At 59.4% G+C, this 26,057-nt stretch carries 33 protein-coding genes; 21 read left to right on the top strand and 12 right to left on the bottom strand.

Annotation, left to right across the window (positions count from 1 at the left end; translation table 11 throughout):
- The first annotated feature begins 4 nt into the window (after positions 1-4).
- Genes fliF through fliP form a run of 4 tightly spaced genes read left to right on the top strand, consistent with a single transcriptional unit; the run spans position 5 to position 3,198 of the window.
- Positions 5-1,597 (top strand): flagellar basal-body MS-ring/collar protein FliF, encoded by a 1,593-nt coding sequence (gene fliF / locus RA27_RS19765; RefSeq protein WP_039543041.1) that lies wholly within the window; start codon positions 5-7, stop codon positions 1,595-1,597.
- Entirely contained in the window at positions 1,597-2,193 is a 597-nt protein-coding gene (locus RA27_RS19770; RefSeq protein WP_039543044.1) for a hypothetical protein, read from the top strand. Before fliF ends, RA27_RS19770 begins: the two co-directional genes overlap by 1 nt.
- Entirely contained in the window at positions 2,186-2,473 is a 288-nt protein-coding gene (locus RA27_RS19775) for a FliM/FliN family flagellar motor C-terminal domain-containing protein (RefSeq protein ID WP_039543046.1), read from the top strand. Before RA27_RS19770 ends, RA27_RS19775 begins: the two co-directional genes overlap by 8 nt.
- Positions 2,470-3,198 carry a flagellar type III secretion system pore protein FliP gene (gene fliP / locus RA27_RS19780; RefSeq protein ID WP_039543048.1) on the top strand — a complete coding sequence of 243 codons (729 nt, stop codon included), beginning with the start codon at positions 2,470-2,472 and terminating at the stop codon, positions 3,196-3,198. The genes RA27_RS19775 and fliP overlap by 4 nt, the downstream gene beginning before the upstream one ends.
- Before the next feature lies 1 nt (position 3,199).
- Here the strand turns inward: fliP and RA27_RS19785 are convergent, their stop codons facing one another.
- Together RA27_RS19785 and RA27_RS19790 are read right to left on the bottom strand one after the other, a co-directional pair.
- A complete protein-coding gene (locus RA27_RS19785) occupies positions 3,200-4,642 on the bottom strand; it encodes a HAMP domain-containing sensor histidine kinase (RefSeq protein WP_039543049.1) in 1,443 nt (480 codons plus the stop codon).
- Complete coding sequence (locus tag RA27_RS19790) at positions 4,639-5,376, bottom strand: response regulator transcription factor (protein WP_039543050.1); 738 nt, start codon at positions 5,374-5,376, stop codon at positions 4,639-4,641. Before RA27_RS19790 ends, RA27_RS19785 begins: the two co-directional genes overlap by 4 nt.
- A 215-nt stretch (positions 5,377-5,591) precedes the next feature.
- On the opposite strand from RA27_RS19790, the gene RA27_RS19795 reads away from it, so the two are divergent.
- The 5 genes from RA27_RS19795 to RA27_RS23300 all read left to right on the top strand — a co-directional run bounded on the left by RA27_RS19795 (position 5,592) and on the right by RA27_RS23300 (position 10,678).
- A complete protein-coding gene (locus RA27_RS19795) occupies positions 5,592-6,836 on the top strand; it encodes an ABC transporter substrate-binding protein (protein ID WP_039543052.1) in 1,245 nt (414 codons plus the stop codon).
- A gap of 57 nt (positions 6,837-6,893) precedes the next feature.
- On the top strand, positions 6,894-7,766 hold the full coding sequence (locus tag RA27_RS19800; protein WP_039543053.1) for a sugar ABC transporter permease: 873 nt from the start codon (positions 6,894-6,896) through the stop codon (positions 7,764-7,766).
- Complete coding sequence (locus RA27_RS19805; protein ID WP_039543054.1) at positions 7,759-8,658, top strand: carbohydrate ABC transporter permease; 900 nt, start codon at positions 7,759-7,761, stop codon at positions 8,656-8,658. The genes RA27_RS19800 and RA27_RS19805 overlap by 8 nt, the downstream gene beginning before the upstream one ends.
- 4 nt (positions 8,659-8,662) lie before the next feature.
- A complete protein-coding gene (ugpC, locus tag RA27_RS19810; protein ID WP_039543056.1) occupies positions 8,663-9,760 on the top strand; it encodes a sn-glycerol-3-phosphate ABC transporter ATP-binding protein UgpC in 1,098 nt (365 codons plus the stop codon).
- 108 nt (positions 9,761-9,868) lie between these two features.
- Positions 9,869-10,678 carry a methyltransferase domain-containing protein gene (locus tag RA27_RS23300; RefSeq protein ID WP_052265401.1) on the top strand — a complete coding sequence of 270 codons (810 nt, stop codon included), beginning with the start codon at positions 9,869-9,871 and terminating at the stop codon, positions 10,676-10,678.
- A 59-nt stretch (positions 10,679-10,737) separates the two neighbouring features.
- On the opposite strand, the gene RA27_RS19820 is transcribed toward RA27_RS23300, so the two are convergent.
- Both RA27_RS19820 and RA27_RS19825 read right to left on the bottom strand, forming a co-directional pair.
- Positions 10,738-11,346, bottom strand: a complete 609-nt coding sequence (locus tag RA27_RS19820) for an ABC transporter substrate-binding protein (protein WP_039543057.1) — start codon at positions 11,344-11,346, stop codon at positions 10,738-10,740.
- Positions 11,336-12,151 (bottom strand): VacJ family lipoprotein, encoded by an 816-nt coding sequence (locus RA27_RS19825; protein WP_241484116.1) that lies wholly within the window; start codon positions 12,149-12,151, stop codon positions 11,336-11,338. Before RA27_RS19825 ends, RA27_RS19820 begins: the two co-directional genes overlap by 11 nt.
- A 297-nt stretch (positions 12,152-12,448) precedes the next feature.
- Between RA27_RS19825 and RA27_RS19830 the strand changes: the two genes are divergently transcribed.
- The 4 genes from RA27_RS19830 to RA27_RS19845 are packed head-to-tail and all read left to right on the top strand — an operon-like array spanning position 12,449 to position 15,194.
- Positions 12,449-12,904, top strand: a complete 456-nt coding sequence (locus tag RA27_RS19830) for a RidA family protein (RefSeq protein ID WP_039543058.1) — start codon at positions 12,449-12,451, stop codon at positions 12,902-12,904.
- Entirely contained in the window at positions 12,901-13,671 is a 771-nt protein-coding gene (locus RA27_RS19835) for a glycerophosphodiester phosphodiesterase family protein (RefSeq protein ID WP_039543059.1), read from the top strand. Before RA27_RS19830 ends, RA27_RS19835 begins: the two co-directional genes overlap by 4 nt.
- A gap of 45 nt (positions 13,672-13,716) precedes the next feature.
- On the top strand, positions 13,717-14,904 hold the full coding sequence (locus RA27_RS19840) for a GNAT family N-acetyltransferase (protein WP_039543060.1): 1,188 nt from the start codon (positions 13,717-13,719) through the stop codon (positions 14,902-14,904).
- Positions 14,901-15,194 carry a 4a-hydroxytetrahydrobiopterin dehydratase gene (locus tag RA27_RS19845; RefSeq protein ID WP_039543061.1) on the top strand — a complete coding sequence of 98 codons (294 nt, stop codon included), beginning with the start codon at positions 14,901-14,903 and terminating at the stop codon, positions 15,192-15,194. Before RA27_RS19840 ends, RA27_RS19845 begins: the two co-directional genes overlap by 4 nt.
- Positions 15,195-15,205: 11 nt before the next feature.
- Here RA27_RS19845 and RA27_RS19850 read toward each other — a convergent pair whose 3' ends face one another.
- The 4 genes from RA27_RS19850 to RA27_RS19865 all read right to left on the bottom strand — a co-directional run bounded on the left by RA27_RS19850 (position 15,206) and on the right by RA27_RS19865 (position 16,732).
- Complete coding sequence (locus RA27_RS19850) at positions 15,206-15,508, bottom strand: hypothetical protein (protein ID WP_039543062.1); 303 nt, start codon at positions 15,506-15,508, stop codon at positions 15,206-15,208.
- Between the two features lie 29 nt (positions 15,509-15,537).
- The gene (locus tag RA27_RS19855) at positions 15,538-15,885 is read right to left on the bottom strand and encodes a hypothetical protein (RefSeq protein ID WP_039543063.1); all 348 of its coding nucleotides are present in this window, start codon (positions 15,883-15,885) and stop codon (positions 15,538-15,540) included.
- Between the two features lie 11 nt (positions 15,886-15,896).
- Complete coding sequence (locus RA27_RS19860) at positions 15,897-16,142, bottom strand: glycine zipper 2TM domain-containing protein (RefSeq protein WP_039543065.1); 246 nt, start codon at positions 16,140-16,142, stop codon at positions 15,897-15,899.
- A gap of 104 nt (positions 16,143-16,246) precedes the next feature.
- Positions 16,247-16,732 carry a peroxiredoxin gene (locus RA27_RS19865; RefSeq protein WP_039543066.1) on the bottom strand — a complete coding sequence of 162 codons (486 nt, stop codon included), beginning with the start codon at positions 16,730-16,732 and terminating at the stop codon, positions 16,247-16,249.
- Between the two features lie 99 nt (positions 16,733-16,831).
- Here RA27_RS19865 and RA27_RS19870 point away from each other — a divergent pair, with 99 nt between their 5' ends.
- The 4 genes from RA27_RS19870 to RA27_RS19885 are packed head-to-tail and all read left to right on the top strand — an operon-like array spanning position 16,832 to position 19,439.
- The gene (locus RA27_RS19870; protein ID WP_039543067.1) at positions 16,832-18,043 is read left to right on the top strand and encodes an FAD-dependent oxidoreductase; all 1,212 of its coding nucleotides are present in this window, start codon (positions 16,832-16,834) and stop codon (positions 18,041-18,043) included.
- On the top strand, positions 18,040-18,597 hold the full coding sequence (gene rsmD / locus RA27_RS19875) for a 16S rRNA (guanine(966)-N(2))-methyltransferase RsmD (RefSeq protein WP_039543069.1): 558 nt from the start codon (positions 18,040-18,042) through the stop codon (positions 18,595-18,597). Before RA27_RS19870 ends, rsmD begins: the two co-directional genes overlap by 4 nt.
- A 1-nt stretch (position 18,598) precedes the next feature.
- Positions 18,599-19,234: an HAD family phosphatase gene (locus RA27_RS19880; RefSeq protein WP_039543071.1), complete on the top strand. Its 636-nt coding sequence runs from the start codon at positions 18,599-18,601 to the stop codon at positions 19,232-19,234.
- A gap of 25 nt (positions 19,235-19,259) precedes the next feature.
- Positions 19,260-19,439 carry a hypothetical protein gene (locus RA27_RS19885; RefSeq protein WP_039543073.1) on the top strand — a complete coding sequence of 60 codons (180 nt, stop codon included), beginning with the start codon at positions 19,260-19,262 and terminating at the stop codon, positions 19,437-19,439.
- Here the strand turns inward: RA27_RS19885 and map are convergent.
- The 3 genes from map to sfsA form a co-directional block, all read right to left on the bottom strand.
- Complete coding sequence (map, locus tag RA27_RS19890) at positions 19,427-20,239, bottom strand: type I methionyl aminopeptidase (protein WP_039543075.1); 813 nt, start codon at positions 20,237-20,239, stop codon at positions 19,427-19,429. The genes RA27_RS19885 and map overlap by 13 nt on opposite strands.
- Positions 20,240-20,616: 377 nt before the next feature.
- On the bottom strand, positions 20,617-21,204 hold the full coding sequence (locus RA27_RS19895) for a hypothetical protein (RefSeq protein WP_039543077.1): 588 nt from the start codon (positions 21,202-21,204) through the stop codon (positions 20,617-20,619).
- A 223-nt stretch (positions 21,205-21,427) separates the two neighbouring features.
- Positions 21,428-22,138 (bottom strand): DNA/RNA nuclease SfsA, encoded by a 711-nt coding sequence (gene sfsA / locus RA27_RS19900; protein WP_039543079.1) that lies wholly within the window; start codon positions 22,136-22,138, stop codon positions 21,428-21,430.
- Between the two features lie 51 nt (positions 22,139-22,189).
- On the opposite strand from sfsA, the gene RA27_RS19905 reads away from it, so the two are divergent.
- Genes RA27_RS19905 through RA27_RS19920 form a run of 4 tightly spaced genes read left to right on the top strand, consistent with a single transcriptional unit; the run spans position 22,190 to position 25,101 of the window.
- Positions 22,190-22,912 (top strand): molybdopterin-binding protein, encoded by a 723-nt coding sequence (locus tag RA27_RS19905; protein ID WP_039543080.1) that lies wholly within the window; start codon positions 22,190-22,192, stop codon positions 22,910-22,912.
- Positions 22,909-23,619 (top strand): GNAT family N-acetyltransferase, encoded by a 711-nt coding sequence (locus tag RA27_RS19910; protein ID WP_039543081.1) that lies wholly within the window; start codon positions 22,909-22,911, stop codon positions 23,617-23,619. The genes RA27_RS19905 and RA27_RS19910 overlap by 4 nt, the downstream gene beginning before the upstream one ends.
- A gap of 10 nt (positions 23,620-23,629) precedes the next feature.
- Positions 23,630-24,202, top strand: a complete 573-nt coding sequence (locus RA27_RS19915; protein ID WP_193746551.1) for a peroxidase-related enzyme — start codon at positions 23,630-23,632, stop codon at positions 24,200-24,202.
- Positions 24,199-25,101: an OmpA family protein gene (locus tag RA27_RS19920; RefSeq protein ID WP_039543082.1), complete on the top strand. Its 903-nt coding sequence runs from the start codon at positions 24,199-24,201 to the stop codon at positions 25,099-25,101. Before RA27_RS19915 ends, RA27_RS19920 begins: the two co-directional genes overlap by 4 nt.
- Here RA27_RS19920 and RA27_RS19925 read toward each other — a convergent pair.
- Entirely contained in the window at positions 25,094-26,056 is a 963-nt protein-coding gene (locus RA27_RS19925; protein WP_039543084.1) for a sodium-dependent bicarbonate transport family permease, read from the bottom strand. The genes RA27_RS19920 and RA27_RS19925 overlap by 8 nt on opposite strands.
- Between the last annotated feature and the right edge of the window lies 1 nt (position 26,057).

A 26,057-nucleotide genomic window follows, 5' to 3' on the forward strand; every position in this document is an offset into this window, starting at 1 on the left:
GAGCGTGCAGCAGATCGGAACTGTCTGGGCAAGTTTGGACAGGCGCAAACAAATTATCGTAGCCGGTGCCGTGGCATTGGTGTTTCTGGGCATGCTCGCGATGTCGCGGATTGTGACGACGCCCTCTATGACGTTGCTTTATGCAGGGCTGGAAAGCGGCGCGGCGGGGGATATCGTACGGTCGCTGGATCAGCGCGGTGTTCCCTACGAGATACGCGGTGGCTCGATCTACGTACCCGGTGCGCAGCGGGATGAGCTGCGCATGACCCTGGCCAGCGAAGGGCTGCCAGCAAACGGCAATCGTGGCTATGAGCTGTTGGATTCACTCAGCGGGTTCGGCACCACATCCCAGATGTTCGATGCCGCCTACTGGCGCGCGAAAGAGGGCGAGTTGGCGCGCACCATTGTCGGCAGCCCCTATGTCAGCCAGGCGCGGGTCCATATCGCTAACGGCTCGGCCAATCCGTTTCAGCGCAGCGTTGCACCGACTGCCTCGGTCTATCTGGTGCCGTCGGGGGCACAGATCACCGGGGAACAGGCGAAAGCAATCCGATTTCTCGTGGCGTCGGCTGTCAGCGGGCTGGCCCCGGAAAACGTCACCGTGATCGATTCGAATGGTGCCGTGATCGGAGCGCAGGAAACGGCGGCTGCTGCGGACACCGCGGATGACAAGGCGCGCCAGCTGCGTGAAAAAGTCTTGCGTCTGGTCGAAGCTCGGGTCGGTGCGGGGAATGCGGTGGTTGAGGTCAGTGTCGATACGGTGACCAAGACCGAATCGATCCGCGAGCGTCGCTTTGACCCCAAAGGACGTGTCGCGATCAGCACGGATGTTGAAGAACGTTCCGACAGTGTGCGCAATCAATCTGCGGATGTGACCGTTGCCTCCAACCTGCCGGATGGCGATGGGTCCGGCGGTGACGAATCCAATTCGAACGCCACCCAGACGCGCGAACGCGTGAATTACGAGGTTTCCGAAACCGAACTTGAGGTTCATCGCGCGCCGGGTGCCATCAAACGTCTGACCGTTGCGGTTCTGGTTAATGGCGCACGCACGGTGGATGCAGACGGTGTCGAGAGTTTTGTCCCCATGCCGCAGCCCGAGCTTGATGCGCTTGAGGAACTTGTTGCCTCAGCCGTTGGTTTCGACGCCGAACGCGGTGATGTGATCACCCTGAAATCGCTTGATCTGCCGGTGGTTGAACCGCAGGGCACACTGGTGTCGGCGTCGATCTGGCAGAAGATTCACCTTGATGCCATGTCGCTGATCCAGATGTTGGTTCTGGCGCTGGTTTCCATTGTATTGGGGCTGTTTGTCATTCGGCCAATCCTGACAAAGTCTGCAGCGGCCCCCGCTCTGCTGCCAGCGGGCGCTTCCCCCGATGCGGACCCGGCATCGTACCTCACCGGAGAAATCGCGACAGGAGACGCACAGGATTTCACGCCGCTGCCGGAATCGGCGCATCTGAATGTTCCGGCGATCGCCAGTGCGCCCGCCGAGGATGCCGTCGACCGCCTGCGCGCCATGATCGGTGACAAGCAGGAAGAAACGGTTGAGATTCTGCGCAGCTGGCTTGAAGAAGGCGAGGAGAGGGTGTGATGTCGATCGCTCATCTCCTTGAAGACTTTACCGCTCCAGCCAATGGTGTCGCAGTGCATCTTCTGGATGAGGAAGCCCTGGAGGAGCAACGGCTTGCCGCGTTCGAGAAGGGCTATGGTGCGGGCTGGGAGGATGCCATTCAGGCGCAGGAACAATCGGGCGCGCAGCTTGGTACAGAGTTGTCCGCAACCTTGTCCGACCTGTCATTTACCTATCAGGAAGCGTTGACCCGCATGACTCTGTCGCTGGAGCCGATGTTTCAGAGTCTAATTCAGGTTGTTTTGCCGGAAACCGTCGAACGTGGGTTTGCCACAAGACTGACAGAGCAGCTGTGTGAGATGGCGCAGGACCAGATCGGACAGCCGATGCAACTGACGGTACCAGCAGGCACCACTGAGCAGGTCGAGGCGGTCCTGCCGCAAGATTTCTCGCCACGTCCCCGTATCACCGAGGACCCGTCCCTTCAGCCGGGGCAGGCGAGATTGCAGGTGGGCACCGCCTGCAGTGAAGTCGACTGCGCCGCGTTACTTTCGTCCATCGCCGCTGCGTTCGACGCATATCTGTTTGAAGCAAAAGAGGCTTTGTCAAATGAATGATCCCCAATCTCCGAAATCCGAAAAACCAAACCCGTTCGAGACGGTTCCGATCGAGGTTACGGTATCAGTCGGTCGGGCGCGGCCATTGATCCGTGACTTGCTGAATATGGGCGAGAACGCCGTGCTGACTCTGGACAAGCGGATCGAAGACCCGGTGGATCTCTACGTCGGGGACCAACTTGTCGCGCGCGGACTTCTGGAAGAAATGGAGGGGGACCAGGCGGGACAACTGGCGGTACGCCTGACTGAAATTTCGGACCTGCAGAACGGGATAGGATGATGCGCCAGCTGATCTGGTTGGTATTCCTGCTGCTCATCCCCACCAGCGGTGCCGCACAGGAGCTGTCGCTATCGCTGGGTGACGGTGGGTCGATCTCGGCACGAACCATCCAATTGATCCTGCTGATCACGGTACTTAGTCTGGCGCCGGGTCTGGCAATCATGATCACATGCTTTCCATTTCTGATTACCGTGTTGGCGATCCTGCGTCAGGGCCTTGGCCTGCAACAGTCGCCGCCCAACATGCTGATCGTAAGTCTGGCCCTGTTTCTGACCTATTTCATAATGGAGCCGGTTTTCACCGAGGCGTGGGAGGCCGGAATTCAGCCAATGATCGACGAAACGCTCGACGTGGAGCCAGCGCTTGAACGCGCGCTGGTGCCGTTTCGCAGCTTCATGGCTGCGCGTCTGGATACCGATACGTTTCAGGCAATGGCTGCGCTGCGACCGGATGGGGCGGCAATGCAGTTGTCGCCCGAGGCGCCACTGTCCGTCTTGATGCCTTCGTTTATGCTGTCCGAGATTGCACGGGCGTTTCAGATCGGATTTCTGATTTTCCTGCCATTCCTGATCATTGATCTGGTGGTCGCGGCAGTGCTGATGTCGATGGGGATGATGATGGTGCCCCCGGCCACCGTGTCGCTGCCGTTCAAGCTGGCGTTCTTCGTGATTGCCGATGGCTGGGCGTTGATCGCCAGCGCCTTGGTGCGCAGCTATGTGCCCTGACCTATTGCCGGGTGATCTGCAGGCGGGCGCGCAGGCCCTGCTCTCCGGCCTCGAAACTCAGGGTTCCGCCATGTTGCTCGGCGACGGTGCTGGCGATGGTCAGGCCCAGACCGAACCCGTCTGACGACCCGATGTTCGAACCGCGTTGAAACGGGGTCAACAGCGCCTCGATATCCTCGACCGACAGGTCGGTGCCCTTGTCCTCGACAATGATAGTGGCGGTCTGCGCGTCGGTTTCCAGAGCAACCTCGGCACGGCGCCCGTATTTCAGGGCATTGTCGATCAGGTTGGTCAGCGCCCGTTTCAGCGAGATCGGCCGCCCCATCACCAGAATGCGCCGGGTTTCCGGCAGCGACCCATGCCCCCGGCGCGACATGAAGACCGAGGGTGCGCCCTCGACTGCGACCGGATCAACGGCTTTCAGCGACACAGGCCGATCCATGTCCTGATAATCGGCGACCAGTGACTCCACCAGCGAGGTCAGAGAGATCTGACGCGGATCTTCGACACTCAGCTCCGACCGGGTATAGGTCAGCACGCTTTCGATCATGCCCGTCATCTGATCCACGTCCGCTTCCAGCTTTTCACGCAATTCTGTATCGTCGATCAGGGCGGCGCGCAGCCGAACACGGGTCGCGGGTGTGCCCAGATCATGACTGACGCCCGACAGGACGATCGCCCGCTTTTCCAGTTGTGCACGCTCAGCGTCCAGATGATCATTCACGGCCGCCACAATATCGCGAAGCTCCTCAGGACCGTCAGAATCATAGCTCTGGGGCCCCCCCCGGCGTTTGCGATCACCAAGGGCCTGGGCAAAGCGCGTAAAACTGTCCGAAACGTTGCCAACCGAGGTCAGAAGCACCGCAAGCGCAACAATCCCCAGTAAGATGGCGGGCAGGCGCAGGTCCGCCGGAGCGGCTTTGCAGCCCCATATTTCCGTTCCGTCGATTTGCTGCCAGGCTCTGCGCCCGAATTGCGCGATCAGGATTGGTTCGCTGCAATAAGTTGCCAGCAGGCGCGTCAGGTTGCCCAACTTCTCGGGTCCGGTCTGATCGCTGCCCGACACGATGTCCGAGACCGGATAGACCAGCCGATCCGATAAGACGGCCAGCGTCAGTTCACGCCCGCTGAGTGGCGCGGAACTGTCCGTCAGGATCGACAGGTTGGTGACGAAGCTGCGGCCGGCAAAGCCGGGCATCTTCTGAAACTCACCCATCTCGGCCAGTGCGGCGGCCTCGGCGGGCAACGGGGTAATCGTCAGTCCGGGCGGCGGCGCCATGCCGGTACGCAGCTCTTCATAGACCGCGAACCCGGCCACAAATGAGTCTGTCAGATACCGGTTCCAGGCCTGAGTCGAGGCGGACCATATCCCGGCTGAGAGCAGACCGGCGGCAAAGGCAGAAAATGTCCAGATCCAGCCAAGGCTGCGCAGACGCAGGGTCATGCGTCCTCATCCACCGAGATATCGGCGGTGAAGACATAGCCGACCCCACGTTCGGTGCGCAGCATCTGGGGGTCTTTGGGGTTGGCCTCGATCTTCGACCGGAGCCGTCCCACCAACATGTCGATGGCGCGGCCCTGCGCCTCGGGCTTGTCGGTCTCGCCGGTGACATCCAGAGCAGCGGCGATTTCATCCCGGGTCAGCGGGATATGCGGATTTGCCAGCAGCACCTTCAGCAGCGCGGATTCGCGTTGGGAGAGGGACACCAGATAGCCCTCGGGCGAATGCACCTCGTCCCGCTTTCCGTCATACACCCAGCCGTCAAAATGAAAGGTGCGGGTGCGGCGGCGATAGGCCAGAGACGGAGTACGCCTTGCGCGCTGCATCACCGCGCGGACGCGGGCCAGCAGAAGCTGAGGGTTGAACGGCTTGGCGATGTAATCGTCCGCACCGACCTCATACCCCGCCATGCGTTGGTGATCCGCCGACAGGGCCGAGACCAGTATGATCGGTACATCCTGTTCACGCCGCAGCCGGGCGCAGATTTCAACGCCGTTTTCATCTCCAAGCATGACGTCCAGCAGAATCAGGTCGATCCGCCCCGAGGTCAGATGAGAACGTATTTCGTTTTCCGAACTGGCGGGTAAAGCGATGTACCCGTTCTGCTGAAAGAACTGGGTCATCATCGACCGCATCTCCGAATCGTCGTCCACCACCAGGAGCCGGGGAATGCCCACTCTGATCCTCCTCCTCACCTTTCTCCGCTGCCGCCAATTGTAACGAATGGAAACGGATTCAAGGTCAACGTAACATGGCGTAACAAAAGCGGTGAAAATTTCCACCTTGTCAGGGTATTGCAGCGGATTACGCGTTGCCAGATGGCATTCTGGCCGCAGTATGTCGGGCATGGCCGCCCACGGGGTGGCACCGAATTCTCAGGGAGGAGACAAAAATGAAGCGTTTTGCATTTGCCACCGTATCGACTCTGGCCGTTGCGGCCGGGTCGTCCGCGGTGGCTGAGCCTCAGGCCGAGGTTCTGCACTGGTGGACATCCGGCGGCGAGGCCAAATCCGTGGCTGTTCTGCAGGAAGAATTCGCCTCGAACGGCGGTACATGGACAGATATGCCGGTTGCGGGTGGCGGTGGTGATGCGGCGATGACCGCATTGCGCGCCCGTGTTCTGGCCGGTAATGCGCCAACTGCCGTTCAGCTGAAAGGCCCGGCCATTCAGGAATGGTATGAAGAAGGCGTTCTGGCCGATATCTCGAACGTTGCCGAGGCCGAGGGCTGGGCAGAAGTTCTGCCTGCCTCGATTGCTGGTCACATGAAGTGCGAAGGCACGTGGTGTGCAGCGCCAGTTAACGTGCACCGTATCGACTGGATCTGGGCCAACGCAGATGTTTTGGCCGCCAATGGCATCGAAATGCCCAAGACATGGGACGAGTTCAACGCGGCGGCCGAGAAGCTGCAGGCTGCAGGTGTCATTCCGCTGGCACATGGCGGTCAGGCTTGGCAGGACGCCACCGTGTTCGAAGCGGTTGTGATGGGAATCGGCGGCCCCGAGTTCTATCAAAAAGCATTGGTTGATCTGGACCCCGAAGCACTGACCTCGGACACAATGGTTCAGGTGTTTGACCAGATGCGCACCCTGCGTGGTTACGTGGACGAGAACTTCTCGGGCCGTGACTGGAACCTCGCCACCGCGATGGTGATGAATGGCGAAGCCGCGTTCCAGATCATGGGTGACTGGGCCAAGGGCGAATTCCTGGCGGCTGGCAAGAAGCCCGGCGAAGATTTCCTGTGCGCCTCGACCCCCGGCGATGGTTATCTGTACAACGTCGACAGCTTTGCCATGTTTGACGTTGACGGTGATGACAAGCGCGCCGGTCAGGAATTGCTGGCCAAACTCATCGTTGCACCGAACTTCCAGGAAGTGTTCAACCTGAACAAGGGCTCGATCCCTGCGCGCACCGATGTCGCATTGGACAAGTTTGATATCTGTGCCCAGATTTCTGCCGAAGACATGGGCTCGACCTCGGCCAACGGGTCGCTGCTGCCCTCTTACGCGCATGGTATGGCGCTGCGCGGGTCGCAGGCCGGTGCGATCACTGATGTTGTGACCGCGCATTTCAACTCGGATATTTCCTCGCAGGACGCGGTTCAGCAATTGGCTGACGCAGTGGCAAACAGCTACTGATCCAACACGCTCTGCCCCCTATGCTGAGGGGCAGAGCATCTTTCCCCGGAGGCTAAAATGTCCGAATGGCTGGAAAACCACCTGCCCAAGGTGGTGCTGGCACCGTCGTTCATTGCTGTATTGATTTTTGTCTACGGCTTTATCGGATGGACGGCATGGGTGTCACTAACCCGATCTAAACTACTGCCGAAATACGAGATCAAAGGCTTCATCCAATATGAGCGCCTGTTCGATTCCCCACGCTGGGATACGGCAATCAACAACCTGTATATCTTTGGTGCGCTGTTCATAGTGATCGCGATGGTACTGGGCCTGTTGCTGGCCATCCTGCTGGATCAGAAGATCCGTGTCGAAGGAGCCATCCGCACGATCTACCTGTACCCGATGGCACTGTCGATGATCGTGACCGGTACGGCGTGGAAGTGGATTTTGAACCCGGGCCTGGGCATCGAATCCATGGTGCAGGGCTGGGGTTTCCCGAATTTCGAATTCGACTGGCTGGTGAATCCCGACTACGCGATCTACACAATCGTGATCGCCGCGATCTGGCAGAGCTCGGGCTTCGTCATGGCGCTGTTTCTGGCCGGTCTGCGCTCGGTCGATGGTGAGATCATCAAGGCCGCACAGGTCGATGGTATCCCCACATGGCGCATCTACACGGCGATCATCATCCCGTCGATGGCTCCGATCTTCCTGTCCGCCTTCATCGTACTGGCGCATCTCGCGATCAAAAGCTTTGACCTTGTCATTGCCCTGACAGGCGGTGGTCCGGGCTACGCGACTGACCTGCCCGCCACCTACATGTACGCCATGGCGTTTTCGCGCGGCGATATCGGTCAGGCGGCCTCGTCTGCGATGATCATGATGCTGGTCGTCTTTGCCATCGTGGTTCCCTATCTTTACTCAGAGCTGAGGGCGAAAAATGACTGATCTGTCGATGCCCCAAACCCAACCCCGAACCCAAAGTGCCACCGGCAAGATTGCCCTGCGTTGGTTGCTTTACGTCTTGCTGGGTCTCTTCGCGCTGTATTACCTGATGCCGCTGTTCGTGATGTTGACCACATCGCTGAAGAGCCTTGAGGAAATACGCACAGGCTCGTTGATCTCACTGCCGCGAGAGGTCAGCTTCGACGCTTGGAAAACTGCATGGTCCGGCGCTTGTACCGGTATCCAGTGTGAAGGTCTGCGGCCCTACTTCTGGAACTCGGTCCTGATTGCGGTCCCTGCGGTATTTTTGTCGACCCTGCTGGGTGCGCTGAACGGCTATGTCGTGGCGCAATGGCGGTTCAAAGGGGCCAATATCATCTTCTCGCTGATGCTGTTTGGGTGCTTTATCCCGTTTCAGGTTGTCCTGCTGCCGATGGCGCGGCTTCTGGGCATGATGGGGATCGCTGGCACCATTCCGGGCCTGATCTTCGTTCACGTCATCTACGGGCTGGGCTTCACCACACTGTTCTTCCGCAACTACTATGTCACCATTCCGTCCGAGCTGACCAAGGCGGCGCGTGTCGATGGAGCCGGGTTCATGCGGATCTTCTGGTCGATCTTTCTGCCGCTGTCGCTGCCCATCATCGTGGTGACCGTCATCTGGCAGTTCACGCAGATCTGGAATGACTTCCTGTTCGGCGTGTCGTTCAGCCAGGCGGGCACACAGCCTGTGACCGTGGCGCTCAACAATATCGTAAACTCCACCACCGGTGTCAAAGAATACAACGTCGACATGGCCGCCGCGATCATCGCGGGGCTGCCGACGCTGCTCGTCTATGTCGTTGCCGGTAAGTATTTCATCCGCGGTCTGACCGCTGGCTCAGTGAAGGGATAGACCAATGGCTCCCATCCTCGATATCAACAAACTCTACAAGAATTACGGCCCTGTCGAAATTTTGAAAGACATCAACATCTCGATTGAACCCGGCGATTTCCTGGTCCTGGTCGGCCCCTCGGGCTGCGGTAAATCCACCTTGCTGAACTGCATTGCTGGGCTTGAGGAAATAACCGGAGGCACCCTGTCCATCGGCGGTAACGACATGACCCATGTCAGCCCCAAGGACCGCGACATCGCAATGGTGTTCCAGTCTTATGCGCTCTACCCGACCATGTCGGTGGCCAAGAACATCACCTTTGGCATGAAAGTGCGTGGGGTCGATCAGGCCACCCAGGACGCCAAACTGAAAGATGTGGCCTCGCTATTGCAGATCGAGCCTTTGCTGAACCGACGCCCAAGCCAATTGTCGGGCGGTCAGCGTCAGCGGGTCGCAATGGGCCGGGCGCTGGTGCGCGATCCTAAGCTGTTCCTGTTTGACGAACCCCTGTCGAACCTTGATGCCAAGCTGCGGGTCGAGATGCGGACCGAGATCAAGAAACTGCACCAGACGCTGGACGCCTCCATCGTCTACGTGACCCACGACCAGATCGAAGCGATGACGCTGGCCACCAAGATCGTCGTGCTTAAAGGCGGGATCGTGCAGCAGATCGGAACACCGGCCGAGATCTACAACAACCCGGCCAACCTGTTTGTGGCTGATTTCATGGGCTCTCCGGCGATGAACCTGATCCCGGCGCAGGCTTCGAACAATGGGTCAGGCACACAAATCTCAATCGCGCGGGAAACCGGGGAGACCCTGGTGTTGAACGATGCGCGCGATCTGTCATTGCCGCAGGATGTGATCCTTGGCTTGCGCCCGGAAGACATCGCTGAGGCCGGTTTCCGCGCCGGGGCAGGTGTTCAAGAGGCCGCCTGCATGGTCGATATGGTCGAACCTGCCGGGGCCGATACCTATGTGGTGTCGGAGCTCGGCGGCAAGCAGGTCACAGCGCGGCTGCACGCGGAAACCAGCGCGCAGGCGGGCCAGATGCTGAACCTCGCCTTTGACATGAGCAAAGTGTCTTATTTTGCCAAGGAAACCGGCGAACGGCTGAATTAAGGACCAGATGGCCCGCGTCGTCTTGGGGCGGGCCACGGCAAATACGATCGGTTTTAGCCGGTTAATTTGAAATATGCTATCTTGGTACATAGCGAAGGGAGGCGCGCTATGTCCGATCCGTATTCCGATCTGGCCGGGCAGGAAATCTCGGTTCAGGAACGTATCGCCGAGGCGATGGAAGCCCGGTGTCTGGAACCGGCGCAGAAAGAAATCAGGGATAGCTATCTAAGCGACCTGCACGTGCCTGATGGTGGTTTCGCGGTTGAGCTGGGTTCCGGCACCGGGCACATCACGCAAGAGCTGCTGTCGGTCGGCGGGGTGGAACGCGCGCTGGGCATCGAGCCTTCACCGGTTATGGTCGAACGTTCGAGGAACAGCTTCGCCAGCGAGAGTGACCTTGTATTCGAGACTGGCGACGCCAAAGCTACCGACCTTGAAGACAGCTCCGTCGACCTTGTTCTGGCGCATACCCTGTTGTGCCATGTGCCCGGTCCCGAGGATGTTGTTTCCGAGGCATTCCGGATACTGAAACCCGGCGGGATACTCGCGATTTGCGATGGGGACTATGACACCGCCACAGCGCAGATTGCCGATTTTGATCCGCTGGATCAGCTTGTCCGGTTCATGATCAATCAGAATGTCACCAACCTTTGGATCATGCGCCAGATTGGCGGATTGCTGACCCAAGCCGGGTTTGAATTGGGCCGCCGCCGGGGGCACGGCTATGTGGCCGAGGGTGAGGCGACTTATTTCCTCACCGTCATTGACCGGGGTGCGGATCGAATGGCTGAAACCGGGCTGCTACAGCCTGAAACGGCGCAAGCGCTGAAATCCGAGGCCCAGACGCGCGTATCAGAAAACACGTTCTTTGGCTACATGTCCTATGTCAGCCAGATCGCGCGCAAGCCTGCCATTTGAACAAAAAAGCCACCGCGCGAACGGGTCGGGCGGTGGCCTGTGCAGAGTAAACCTTCTGATCAGCCAGTCTTTTTCAGATCCTTGATCAGGCGATTCAGATCGCCGCCGCGTGCATCCAGCATCGCGCCGATTTCGGTGCGCTCGGTCAGCAGCAGGTTCACGCCTTCGATGAACATGTTGTAGAACTTGCCACGGCCTGACTTGTCCGACACCAGAAATGTCACCTCAAACGGGGACGAGCCGCGCAGTTTGACCGAGGTTCTGACCTCGTATCCGGTCTTGATCTTGCGGGCGTTACGCACAGTGACTTCACCGCCGATGAATTCGCGGAACCGTCGACCGTATTTGCGCGAGATATAGCCCTCGAACGCTTTGGTGAACTGACGCAGCTGCGAGGATGACGCCGTGCGTGCATCCGCCCCCAGCGCATAGCGGGCCATGATCGGCACGTCACCGTATTGCACGAAAATCTTCTGAAAATCACGCAGCATGGCGTTCTCGGATTTGCCGGAATCGATGATGCGCGTGATATCGGCCACAACGCTGTTGACCAGTTGTTTGGCCTGCGCTTCGGTCAGCGCAAACGCGGGCAGAGGCAATGCGGCAACTGTCATCCCGGTCAGGGCAGTGGCCACAAAACGGCGTCGGTTCAACAGGTTATTCGGCATAGGGGTCCTCATACGGGTCAAGATAGGGGTCTCTGACAGGGTCGGTCCCGGTGGCGGCGTAAGGATCGTCATACAGTCCCAGATAGGCGTCTTCATCATCCCTTGCCAGTTCGAAGCGGCGATTTTGCAGGTAGATCGTGCGGGCCTGCGCGTAACTGTCTGCACTTTCATACAGAATCGAATCGACCGTGTCCGAGAACCGTCCACGATCCCCCATCCTCCGCACGACTTCGGCATAAACACCGATATTGTCGACCGGGCGCACCGGAGAGAAGTTAATCGGGTTGGAGAACAGATTGACCACAACGCCTACGGCGTCGCGGGTGGTCGATGGGCCGTAGAAGGGCAATTCGACATAGGCACCCTCACCGAAGCCCCAGACATGCAGGGTTTCGCCAAAATCGGTGTCAACCGGCGGCAGGTTCAACTCATCCGCCGGGGCTGACAATCCGAATCCGCCCACGGTCGAGTTGATCAGAAACCGCAGCAAGGCATTGCCCGACTGTTTCAGGTTGCCTTGCAGCAGATAGTCCAGCGCCTGCCCGGGCATGGTCAGATTTTCGGCAAAATGGTTGAAGCTTGTAACCATCGGATCAGGCACAATCTTCACATAGCCCTTTGACGCCGGACGGAACAGGAATCGGTCAACGCCAAGATTAAACTTGTGAATTCCACGATTTGCACCTTCATACGGGTCGAAAATCTCACCTCGGGCTGCCGCGTCCTGAGGCTGCGTCGCGCAGGCCGACAGAACCGTCATGGTGGCCAGAATGACCAGGTGCTTCAGGCGAATATAGCTTGGCACAGTCTTCGTTACTCCGAAAATGCCCGGTGCTGAGTCGGGCTTTCAATCAATACGGTGTTTGCGTCCACAGGGGCGCAATTGGTGTCACATAGACCCTTCGCGCTGAATTTGAAACAACTACCCGGGTTTAACCCAGCCACGCGGGTCGCGTAAAGTGACACGAATTCAACACTTGCTGAATAAGAGGAGACCTGCCCAGATCGCCGGCAATCGGGAAAATGCCGCTTTCCCGCTTTCCGAACCCGTCTTTCCCGGGTAGCGTCCGGCTCGAGTCAAAATGAGGTGAGGACCAACAACATGAGCATCGCAGCAAAACTGGACAGCCTGGGCATCAGCTTGCCGGACGGGCCCGCTCCGGCGGCGAATTACGTTCCTTTCGTGCGCATCGGCAATATCGTCTATGTGTCGGGACAGATTTCAAAGGCGGATGATCTGATCACCGGCAAACTGGGTGATGACATGGATGTCGAGGCCGGTGCCGCTGCGGCGAAGGTCTGTGCCATCAACTTGCTGGCACAGGTCAAGGCGGCCTGCGGTGGCGATATCGACAAGCTGGTGCGCGTGATCAAGCTGACCGGGTTCGTTAACTCGACCGCGGATTTCACCGCGCAACCGCAGGTGATCAATGGCGCGTCCGACTTCCTGGTTGAGGCGTTGGGCGAGGCGGGCCGACACTCACGCTCGGCCGTCAGCGCGGCGTCGTTGCCGCTGGGCGTCGCGGTTGAAATCGAAGGCATCTTCGAGGTTCAATGACACCTTCCCTGCCTCCCGAATTTCTGCAGCGTCCGATTGCACACCGGGCGCTGCATGACGTTACAGATCAGCGCCCGGAAAACAGCCGGGCTGCCATCCGTGCCGCGATAGATGCCGGATATGGGATTGAGATCGATCTGCAGCGCACCCGTGATGACCGGGCCATGGTGTTTCACGATTACGATATGACCCGCCTGACCGGGCAGACCGGCCCGATCCAGCAGATCACTGCGGCACATGCACAGGCACAGCCGTTGCTGCATTCCGATGGTGAGGGCATTCCGTCACTGGATGAGGTGCTGCAGCTTGTCGCGGGCAAAGTGCCTTTGCTGATCGAGCTGAAGGATCAGGACGGTGCGATGGGCCCCGAAATCGGCGCGCTCGAGGCTGATGTCGCGCGCGCACTGCACGGATATGATGGGCCGGTGGCGCTGATGTCGTTCAATCCGCACTCGGTCGCGGAACTGAGGCGGCTTGCGCCGGAGCTACCGCGCGGGCTTGTCACCAGTTCCTACGACCCCAAGGCCGAGCTTCTGCCGCAAGCTGTCTGCGACCACCTGCGCGATATTCCGGATTTCGACCGCGTCGGTGCCAGCTTTATCAGCCACGGAGTCGCTGATCTTAGTCGCCCACGTGTCGCCGAACTGAAAGCACAAGGTATACCGATCCTAACTTGGACCATTCGCTCGCCCGAGCAGGAGGCCGAGGCGCGCAAGGTTGCCGACAATGTGACCTTCGAGGGGTATCTGGCCGCACATCCCGCTTGATCCCGGCTCGTGCAATCACAGATAAGGGTGAGGCGCGGAGGGCACATGGATCAGGCACAGATCGAAGTTCGGATTCTGACGTCGCTCTCGCAGATAGCCGCGAGCGACTGGGACAGCTGCGCCTGCCCCGAAGCGGCGGATGGTGGCCGTCCGCTTGATCCGTTCACGACGCATCGATTCCTGCTGGCTTTGGAGGAAAGTGGCTCGGTCGGGCGGGGCACGGGCTGGCAGCCGCAGTACCTGACCGCTTATCTGGACGGGATGCTGATCGGGGCAGCTCCGATGTATGCCAAATCGCATTCGCAGGGCGAATATATCTTCGATCACAGCTGGGCCCACGCCTACGAAAGCGCGGGCGGGCGGTATTATCCCAAGCTGCAGATCGCGGCGCCTTTTACGCCGGCCACCGGGCGGCGTTTTCTGGTTCGGCCAAGCTATGATGCGGTGGGCATTTCGGCGCTGGTGCAGGGTGCGGTGCAACTGGCCGCAGAAAACCGCATCTCATCGCTGCACGCGACCTTCTGCACCGAGGCTGAGGCGCTGGCGGGCGAGCAGATGGGTCTGATGGTCCGACATTCGCAGCAGTTTCACTGGCTCAATGATGGTTACACCGAATTCGATGACTTTCTGGCTGCGCTTTCGTCGCGCAAACGGAAAAACATCCGTAAAGAACGGGCGAGGGCTTGTGATTTCGGCGGACAGATTCGCACGATCACCGGTGATGATTTGCGGCCAGAGCACTGGGATGCCTTCTGGCGGTTCTACCAAGATACCGGCGCACGCAAATGGGGCGCGCCTTACCTGACCCGGCAATTCTTTGATATCGCTCATGAAACCATGGCCGATGATATGGCACTGGTGTTGGCCGAACGGGGCGGGCACCCCGTCGCCGGTGCGCTCAACTTCATCGGTCGCGAAACGCTCTATGGCCGCTATTGGGGCTGCGTCGAACATCACCCCTGCCTGCATTTCGAACTGTGCTACTATAGGGCGATCGACTTTGCCATTGCGGAAGGCCTCGCCCGGGTCGAGGCCGGTGCGCAGGGCGAGCACAAGTTGGCGCGCGGTTATCTGCCGACGCGCACGCATAGCTTGCACTGGGTCGGTGATCCGGGTTTTGCTGATGCGGTTCAGAAATATCTGGACGCCGAAGCCCACGCAGTGGGAGAAGAGATCGAGATTCTGACGGATTACGGTCCGTTCAGGAAATCGAACCCGGAGGAACAGCAATGACCGAACTTTTGTCGACCGAGACCCGCGGCCCGCTGCTGGACCCGCTGTTCAGAAATGGCTGGACCATGGTCGAGGACCGCGATGCGATTACAAAAACCTTCATCTTCGACAATTTTGTCGCTGCGTTCGGCTGGATGACGCAGGTGGCGATCTGGGCCGAGAAATGGAATCACCACCCCGAATGGTCGAATGTCTACCGCACCGTCGAAGTGGTGTTATCAACCCATGATGTCGGCGGACTGTCGGCACAGGATGCCAAGCTGGCGCGTAAGATGGACAGCCTGATTTAACGGCCCGACCCCTATCGTTGCGACCCTGTGCCTCCGGCCATCAAGGCCGCGGTGCCGAGTTCTTTGAACTCGGCAACCGCTATCGTTCCGTCACTGACATCGATATTGCCGGGGATACTGATCGTACGGCTGCCGATAGACCGGACACTGCGGACCGCGGGGTCGATATCCAGACAACGCGTTTCATAGCAGGTCAGGCCGTCGGTGTTGATCTGAATGCGCACTTGCCCGTCGGGGCCGGTGACGATCGGAGCTTGCGGCACATCACAAGCCGCCAAGGCCGCCATTGTCCCTATTCCGACCCAAACGCGCATGGCACTCTCCCGCTTACTTCAGCCGGGTATCAGTCCAACCGGCCATTGCCGTCCTGATCGGCCGAGGTGAAATCGCTGTCCATCTGTGCATCGTATTCCCCGCGAGAGACCACGTTGTCCCCGTTCCGGTCGATGGTCTGAAACTGCTTTATGTCCAGAAACGGCTTGGCTTCGCTTTGACCAAGCGTGCCGTTCTTGTCGTCATCCATCGCCTGAAAGGCATAGTCCGAAAAGGCGTTGAACTCGTCCTTTGACAGGAACCCGTCGTTGTTCTTGTCGATATTGTTCAACTCGGTTTGGTTCAGTTCCGCGACGCTTTCGGCAGATGCGGCACCGGCCAGCATAATCGCTGTGGTGATAATCAATACTGGTTTCATTTCTGTTCTCCTCAGCACGCGAAACGGTCGCCAGACACGCCACCGGCGGCAGCACCCGCTGCGGTCAGAATGGCCTTGCCCGATCCGCCGCCGAATTGATTTCCTATGGCTCCGCCGATCAGCGCGCCGCCCAATGTGCCGCTGAGACAGGCAATCTCGTGCTGTCGTGCCGCCTGTTGCTGGGGTGTGGGTGCAGGGCCGCAAGCGGCCAGCGCGCCCGCGCAGCCGAGAAACAAAGTGAATAATTTCAGTCGCATCGAAGAACTCTCCCGGGTTGTGCGCGCCAAGTATTGGCACATCGGGGCGTTGTATCAAGTTAAATACGCTTCATGTGGCCCCGATCATGCCGGGGCCAGCAGGATCAGATGACGTCCAGCAATCCTTCGCCGGCTGAAATCCCGCAAGCGCCGGGGTTCTCCTCGAGATTCAGCGCGACGATCCTGCCGTCTTCGACCAGCATCGCGTAGCGCTTGGAGCGTGCCAGCAGGCCAACCGGAGGCGCGTCGAAATCCATACCGATTGCTTTGGTGAATTCTGACGCGGCGTCGGCCAGCATGGTCAGCCCGGCCTCGGTGGCGCCGGTGCTTTCACCCCATGCGCTCATCACAAAGGGATCGTTGACCGAGATGCAGATGATTTCCTCCACACCTTTGGCATCGAACTGGTCTTTGGTCCGCATGAAGCTCGGGACATGCGCGGTTGTGCAGGTGCCGGTAAACGCTCCGGGCACCGCGAAGATCACCACCTTACGGCCCTTTGTCTTGTCTGAAACCCGAACTTCTTCCGGACCATCCGCTCCCATCTGGATCAGGGTTGCCTCGGGCAGCATGTCACCTGTTGAAATCATTTTTATGCTCCTGTCATTTGGATTTGCAGAGTCGGGCTTTGCCGCAATATAGGTGGTCGAAACAAAGTGACCATGGAAATTCTGCAGGGTGGGTAAAACATGAGCCATATTGTTGTGATCGGCGCGGGACAGGCTGGTGCTTCTCTGGTGGCGCGGTTGCGCAAGGATGGCTTTGCCGGAGAGATCACTTTGATCGGTGCCGAGCCGCACCCGCCCTACCAGCGCCCTCCGTTATCAAAGGCTTATCTGTTGGGTGAGATGGAACTGGAACGCCTGTTCCTGCGGCCCGAAAGTTTCTATGCCGAGAACGACATCACCTTGCGCCTTGGCCAGCGGGTGACCGGAATTGACCCCAAAGCCAAGACGGTGACAGTGGGTGATGACGTGATCGCCTATGACGAGCTGGCTCTGACCACAGGGTCGGACCCGCGCCGCCTGCCGGCTGCGATCGGCGGTGATCTTGAGGGCGTTCACGTGGTACGCGATCTGGGTCACGTGGATGGTATGGAGCCCTGGGTGAAAGAAGGCGCCCGTGCGTTGATCGTGGGCGGCGGATATATCGGACTCGAGGCCGCGGCTGTCTGCGCCAAGCGCGGAGTCAAGGTGACTCTGGTCGAAATGGCCGACCGTATCCTCCAGCGGGTCGCCGCACCTGAAACCAGCGACTATTTCCGTGCATTGCATACGGAATACGGGGCTGACATTCGGGAAGGCGTGGGGTTGGATCGTCTGGTGGGCGAAAACGGCAAGGTCACCGGGGCTGTCCTGACCGACGGCACCGGGTTAGAGCTTGATTTTGTCATTGTCGGTGTTGGGATCGCGCCCTCGACGCACCTGGCTGAAATGGCCGGGCTCGAGCTGGACAACGGCATCAAGACCGACGCCCATGGCCGCACCTCGGACCCGTCGATCTGGGCCGCGGGGGATTGTGCGTCTTTCCCTCATGCCGGCGGGCGTATCCGTCTGGAAAGCGTGCCCAACGCCATCGATCAGGCCGAGATCATTGCCCAGAACATGCTGGGCGCCGCCAAAGACTACACTGCGACCCCGTGGTTTTGGTCGGATCAGTATGACGTCAAGCTGCAGATTGCGGGGCTGAACACCGGCTATGACCGCGTCGTGACCCGCAAAGGCGAGGGCGCGACGGTGTCGTTCTGGTACTACAAGGGTGATCAGCTGATCGCGGTAGACGCCATGAACGACCCCCGCGCCTATATGGTTGGCAAACGCCTGATCGACGCGGGCAAAACCGCTGATCCGGCGGTTGTCGCGGACGCGCAAGCGGACCTGAAACCGCTGCTCAAAGCGTGAGGATCATCGCCGGAGACTTCCGGGGCCGGGCTCTGGCCTCGGTCGGCAAGGGCGATGCGGGTGCGCATCTGCGACCCACCACGGATCGGGTGCGCGAAAGCCTGTTCAACGTTCTGAACCATCAGATCGATTTTGACGGTTTGCATGTGCTGGACCTGTTCGCAGGCACCGGCGCGTTGGGCCTTGAGGCGCTGTCGCGCGGGGCGGCCCATGTAACCTTTGTCGATGACGGACGGGTTGCACAGGGTCTGATCCGCAAGAATATCGACCTGACGGGAAGCGCCGGTCAGACCAGTTTGACCCGTCGCGATGCGACCCGGCTAGGCGAAAACCCGGGCGCGGCCTGCGACCTGGTTTTTCTCGACCCGCCCTATGGAAAAGCTCTGGGCCAAAAGGCTTTGGCCGCAGCCCAACAGGGCGGATGGCTGGCTGACGACGCCCTGATCGTCTGGGAAGAAAACGCCCCGATGACCGCGCCCAACGGGTTCACGCGGCACGACACGCGAAAATATGGCGATACGCATGTCTCGCTGATGCGGCGCGAGGAGGATTGAGATGCACGATCTGGTCATTTTCGACTGCGACGGTGTTCTGGTCGACAGCGAGGTTTTGTCCAATCAGGTCATGGTCGACAATCTCGCAGGTTATGGTCTGCATCTGAGCCTTGCCGAATGCATGTCCCTATTTGTCGGCGGCACCATGACTGGCGTGCGCGACAAGGCGCGCGAACTGGGGGCCGACCTGCCGGATGATTGGACCGATCAGATCTATTCGGAAATCTACACGAGGCTGCGCACGGGCACGCCGCTGGTTGATGGCATTCCTGAGTTGCTGGCGCAACTGGATGCGCAAGGCATTCCCTACTGCGTCGCCTCTAACGGCCGGCCAGAGAAGATGCAGATCACTTTGGGCCAGAACGGGCTGTGGGAGCGGTTCAGCGCGGTCATGTTCTCGGCCCATGTGCTGGGCTCAGGCAAGCCCGACCCCACACTGTTCCTGACTGCCGCGCAACATTTCGGCGCCACATCCCCGGTCGTAATTGAAGACAGCGAAAACGGCGTCACCGCCGCCATCCGGGCCAATATGCGCTGCCTTGCCTATGCGGCCCATGACGACGGCGCGCGGTTGGCCGCTTTGGGGAGCGAGGTTTTCACGGATATGTCACACGTACCCGCGCTTTTGGGACTCTGACCGCGAAACATGCTATGGTCGATGCATGGATCGCGCCATCTCACCTCCGTTTTGGGTCTTTTCGACAGACAGCGACACTACCACCGGGCCGCCACCGAAACCGATGCGCGCACCGGTTTTCATCCACGATGCTGTGATCCCGTGGCGGGATGAGACTTTGCTGCTGAAACTGTTACGCGATCAGGCGAGCGATCAGGACGAATAGGTCGGGTGATACTTGCCACCCGGTGAGAGCGTGAAAATCTCAACTCCATCTGCGGTTACACCGACCGAATGCTCAAACTGTGCCGACAGCGATTTGTCGCGGGTCACCGCGGTCCAGTCATCGGCCAGTGTCTTGGTTTCAGGCCGTCCCAGATTGACCATCGGTTCGATGGTAAAGAACATGCCTTCTTCCAACACGGCCCCGGTCCCTGGGCGACCATAGTGCAGAACATTTGGCGGAGCATGGAAGACACGACCCAGCCCATGGCCGCAGAAATCCCGCACAACGCTCATGCGGTGCGCTTCGACATAGGCCTGGATCGCGTGGCCGATATCGCCGAACGTATTGCCCGGCTTGACCATCTCGATGCCCTTGAACAGCGCATCATGGGTGACCTGGATCAGACGCTCGGCCTTGCGGGGCAGCTTGCCCGCCACATACATGCGAGACGTGTCCCCGAACCAGCCATCGACAATGACGGTGACGTCGATATTCAGAATATCGCTATCTTTCAATCTCTTGTCGCCGGGAATGCCGTGACAGACCACGTGGTTCACGCTGATACAGCTGGCGTGCTGATAGCCCTTGTAGCCAATGGTCGCCGATTCCGCGCCTGCGTCTTCGACCATCTGCGTGATCAGCCCGTCAATCGCGCCCGTGGTCTGACCGACAAACACGTGCTCAGCGATATCGTCCAATATCCGCGCAGCCAGCGCCCCTGCCGCGTGCATCCCGGCAAAGTCACCCTGTTCATAGATGCGGATACCGTCCTTGGTCAGACGGCCACGATGTTCTTTCATCGGTGCGAGACTCCAAATATTTCGCGCAGCACTTCTTTTACGCTGCTTGTGCAGAAAGTACCAGAGGGTGCGTGGTTGCGAATTTCAGATGGAGAATGAAACGGTATCTTCAAGACTTGGCTGCAAGTTCGCATCTGAGCGGAAGCGATATTTGGCGAAAAGGCGTGTACAGAGGGCCTGGATTGGTATCTGCAATGGCGACAAAGCGGACCTTCGTTTCACCAAGCACTTTCCCTAATTAGGCGCGATTTCAGGACAAGAATCCTCAGGGTCTCAGGGCGGTGAACCGGCGGCGTCGTGCTGCTCGGAAAACGCTAGTTTTCTGAATTTCCAAAGACAGACAGCAAGCTTTGTGTAAATTGCAAAGGCAGCCTGCATCACTCAGCAATTTGGCACTCCAAAAGCGGAAACTCGTCTTCTATTGATAATTTCAACAATGCGCTTGCGAGTTGGCGTGAAAAGAAAATCAAACTCGTCGCAACCAACGGTTCCACCCAAATATCTGCACCCTTAAGCGCGGACGAACTGAGGACCACCGAACCCTCACCTGATTTAGCAGCGAGATCATCTATTACATAGTTGCCATGGCGGAGCACTTTTGCAGTCGAGACACTTTCACACCAAGTTCGCTTCTTTTCGCCGACGTAGACGGCAAAGTACGAACACTTCCCAAGCCCTTCATACCTCAACGGCCAAACACGCCCTTCCCCAAGATCAAACTGAGCAATGACCTCAGCGAATTCGGGCGACACGATCAACAAAGACATGAACGGAAAAATTCGTGGCAGCGGATCGGGAAGGGCAAGTCCGCGATATTTCAGAACTGTCGGAAGGCTATCAACATCGACTGGCTCACGCCGAATAATAGCTTCCCCAACTTCAGCCAGCGAGAACTTACATTCCCCATCTTGTTCAAGCGTAAAGTCTCGGGCGCTTCGAAATTTGCCACGCAGTGTTCGCGCCATGTACGCTGTGTTCAATCTTTGCACTCCAAATTCGTTAACTGTCCGTCAGTGAAGCGCTGCCAAAAGCAAGCAAAACCTATGGGAAGGCCGATCTCGTCCTTGCCTCGCTGATGCGCCGTTCGCACATAAAATGGGTTTGGCTCAATGATTGCAAGCCAAAGCGATTATGACTGCGGACCACTACACATAGGGTGGGCTTTCGGCTCAAAGCAGCCTTTATCTGCTACCGGTTGAACACTTGCCAAACACCAACGTCCACCCAAACCCCTTCCGGAGAAATCCGAGTTCCGCAAATCATCCGTTCAACACCCGATGCCTGAGCCACCTCAAACGCTGCCGCATAGGCCGGATCAATATCCGCTGCCAGAGCAAACCTGTCACAATCCGTGCGCTGCACCAGATAGAGCATGATTGCGCGGTGCCCCTGTGCGGCCATCGCCGCCAGCTCTCCCAGATGTTTGGTGCCGCGCGTCGTGACGCTGTCGGGAAACTCGGCGAGGCCCGGTTCGCGAGACAGCGTGACGCTTTTGACCTCGACATAGGCATCCGGCAGGCCGGGCTGGGTCAGCAGGAAATCGATGCGGCTGTTTTCGCCGTATTTGACCTCGGGGCGCACGGTTTCATAGGCGGCGAGTTCGGGGATTTCGCGCGCCTCCAAAGCGGCCCGAAGCGCTTTGTTCGGGACCGAGGTGTCGACGCCGGTAAAATGCCCGTTTTCGTGATCGACCAGCCGCCAGCCGTATTTCAGCTTTTTCTTCGGGTCGTCATTGGGCTCCAGCCAGATTTTCTCACCCGGTTCCGCCAAGCCCATCATCGATCCGGGGTTGGCGCAATGGGCTGTCACCTCGCGCCCGTCCTCCAACGTACAATCGGCCAGAAAGCGTTTGTATCGGCGGATCAGGCGGGCGGGGACAAGGGGGGTTTCAAATCGCATGGCCTAGGGCCTATACCTGCCGTTAGGGCCGATCAAGAGGGAGGGCGCGCCATGGCCAATCCAACCGCTGCAATGCTGGTGATCGGGGATGAAATTCTCTCGGGCCGCACCCGCGACGCGAATATGCACTATCTGGCAGGTGAGTTGACCAAGCAGGGTATCGACCTGAAAGAGGTTCGCATCGTCAGCGATGATGCCCCGGCGATCGAGGCGGCGGTCAAGGCGCTGGCCGAAGCTTACGACCATGTCTTCACCAGCGGGGGCATCGGGCCAACCCATGATGACATCACCGCCGACTGTATTGCCCGTGCCTTTCGGGCGCATATCGACGTGCGCGACGACGCGCGGGCACTGCTTGAGGCGCATTATGAGAAATCCGGGCTGGAACTGAATGAAGCGCGCCTGCGCATGGCGCGTATCCCGGATGGGGCGGCGCTGATCGATAACCCGGTTTCAACCGCCCCTGGCTTTACCATCGCAAACGTCCATGTGATGGCCGGCGTGCCTTTGGTCTTTCAGGCGATGGTGGCGAGTGTTTTGCCCACGCTGACCGGAGGCAGCCCGCTTTTGTCTCAGACCCTGCGCGTGGACCGGGGAGAGGGCGATATCGCGGCGACCCTGGCCGCTCTGGCCGAGGATTTCGACGACCTCTCCATCGGCTGCTATCCGTTTCAGACGAATGGCGTATTCGGGGCCAACGTCGTGGTGCGGGGCACTGATGGGGGGCGCATCGATGCGGCCATGACGCGTCTCGCGAAAGAGATCGAGCTTTGAGTGTCGACTGGGCCGCAATCGTTGACGGCACATGGCCTGCGGCGGGATATCAGACACAAGGGCCTTTCCGATTGCGGCAAGGCCAAGGCGGAGGCTCGCGCGTGTCAGCCGCCAGCCGTATCGCAGCGGTGAGCGGGGCTGATATCGACGCAGCCGAGGGTGCAATGCGCGCGATGGGCCAAAAGCGCATTTTCTGCCTGCGTCCGGGGGATGAGGCGCTGGATGCGATGCTTGCGGACCGTGGCTACGATATCCTCGATCCGGTCAATATCTATGCCTGTCCGACCCGGCATCTGACCGATACTCCGATCCCGCGTGTGACGGTGTTCAACATCTGGGAACCTCTGGCGATCATGCGCGAGATCTGGGCGCAGGGCGGCATAGGTCCCGAACGGCTTGCGGTCATGGCCCGGGCCAGGGGACCCAAGACAGGTTTTCTGATGCGTCACAGCGATCAACCCGCTGGTACCGGCTTTGCTGCGGTCCAGGATGGCATCGCGATGGTACACGCGCTGGAAATCCTGCCGCATCACCGTCGACGGGGAATGGGCGTCTGGGCCATGCGCGCCGCGGCCTTTTGGGCGCTGGACAATGGCGCGCAGACGCTTAGCGTGATCTGCACCAAGGCGAATGCGGGGGCCAATGGCCTCTATCACTCGCTCGGGATGGAGATCGTCGGGGAATACCACTACCGACAGCGCGTCTGAGGAGAGCGATTTGACCAAACAGGACATGCCAACCGCCCTGAATCTGCCCATGGTGGACCCGCTTCCGCCGGAAACGCAGAAATACTTTGATATCTGCGTGGATAAGCTGGGCATGGTGCCGAACGTGCTGCGCGCCTATGCCTTCGATATCGAAAAGCTGAATGCCTTCACGGCGATGTATAACGACCTGATGCTGGCCAACAGCGGGTTGACGAAGCTCGAACGCGAGATGATCGCGGTTGTCGTCTCATCGATCAACAAGTGTTTCTATTGCCTGGTGGCCCATGGCGCCGCCGTGCGGCAGCTTTCGGGCGATCCTCAGCTTGGAGAAATGCTGGTCATGAATTACCGCGTTGCCCAACTGGACGACCGCCAGCGCGCGATGCTGGATTTCGCCGCCAAGATGACCACAGCCAGCACGACAATCGAGGAACCCGACCGCCAGCTTCTGCGCGATGCGGGCTTTACCGACCGCGATATCTGGGACATTGCCAATGTCACCGGTTTCTTCAACATGACCAACCGCGTCGCCAGCGCCATCGCAATGGTCCCGAACCCCGAGTATCACGCCCAGTTCCGATGATCCGCTTTCTGTTCTTCTGTTTGGCCATGCTGGCCGCCCCTGCCATGGCGCAGGAACTGACATTGCCTGCCGGCGCAAGGCAAATTTCTGACCGTACCAGCGCGCTTGACAGTTATGATCTGCCGGTCGGCGTGTTTGCCGACGGAGCGGTGCCGTCGCGCACTGTCGAAGGGCGCGTCGAGCGATTGACATGGCGGCTTCAGGCCGGGTCCAGCACAACGCTGCAAATCCTCGCACCGCTGCGGGATCAGCTGCAGGCGCAGGGTTTTGAGATCACCTTCGAATGTGAGGCCCGCGCCTGCGGCGGGTTCGATTTCCGCTTTGCCACCGAAGTGGTACCGACACCCGATATGTATGTAGCGATTCACGATTACCGCTTCCTGTCCGCCGAGCGCGGCGATGAAGTGGTAACCCTGCTGATCAGCCGCAACCCGCCCGATGGCTATGTGCAGATGATCCGGGTCACACCGGTGGGGACCCAACCTGCGCCCCCCCTGGTGATCGAGGAAACGGTTGATGGTACAGCGGGTTTGTTAAGTAACCTGACGCGCGACGGCCATGTCATCCTCGACGATCTACACTTCCAGACAGGCGAGGTGGCGCTGGGAGAGGGGCCCTTTGCGTCACTAAATCTGCTGGCCGAGTATCTTGCCGAAAACCCCGGAACGCGGCTGGCGCTGGTCGGGCATACCGACGATACCGGCGATCTGCAGGCCAATATCGCGGTCAGTACCAAACGGGCCGAGGCGGTGCGCACCCGCCTGATCGAAGGCTACGGCATCGCGCCCGACCGGGTCGAAGCGCAAGGCGTAGGCTACCTCGCCCCGATCACCTCAAACGCAACGCCCGAAGGCCGCGATATCAACCGCCGGGTCGAGGCGGTGTTGCTGGTCAACTGACCCACCACAGATACAGCGGCAGGCCGATAGTGATGTTGAACGGGAACGAGACGCCCAGCGACAGGGTAAGGTAAATCCCAGCCTCCGCCTTGGGCAAAGCAATCTTCATCGCCGCCGGTACGGCGATGTAAGAGGCCGAAGCCGACAGCACCATGAACAGGAACAGGCTGCCCTTGGGCAGGCCGATCATCGCGCCCACAGCCCAAGCCATCAGCGCGCCGATCAGCGGCATCAGCACGCCAAAGGCAAACAGACCCACCGACAGCTTGTCGCGGTTGCCAATCAGGCTGCGCCCCGCCGACAGGCCCATATCCAGCAGGAACAGGCACAGGATGCCGGTGAAGGGCGTTACGATAAAAGGCGCGATCATCTGCATCCCTTCGCCACCGGTGATCGCTCCGATCAGGAAGGCCCCGGTCAGCAATACGATCGAGCCATTGGCCAGAAGGTCGCGCCACAGCTTGTCGTCCTTCACGCCGTTGCTGCCGCTCTTATGCGCCAGCCACAGCGCCGACAGGATCGCAGGCACCTCCATCGCGGCGGCCACGGCGACCATGAATCCGTCATGGGGCAGTCCCACCAGATCCAACAGGCTGATGGCGGTCACGAAGGTCACAATCGAGATTGAGCCGTAGTGTCCCGCCACCGCTGCTGCGTTCAGCGGATCAAGCCGAGTCATCACCCGCAACAGACCAAAGGCCACGAAGGGGATCGCAAAAGACAACGCAACGCCGCCCAGCAGGGTCAGGAATAGCTGCAGATGGATACCATGTGCGGCCAGACTGGCCCCGCCTTTGAACCCAATGGCCAAGAGCAGATAGAGCGACATGAATTTCGCCGCCCCCGCCGGGATCGAAAGATCGCTGCGCACAAATGCCGCCAACAGCCCAAGAGCGAAAAACAATATGGTTGGCACCAGCAGGTTGCTGGACAACGTTTCAATCACACCGGGCATG

The organism is Ruegeria sp. ANG-R (assembly GCF_000813985.1).
GTDB lineage: Bacteria > Pseudomonadota > Alphaproteobacteria > Rhodobacterales > Rhodobacteraceae > Ruegeria.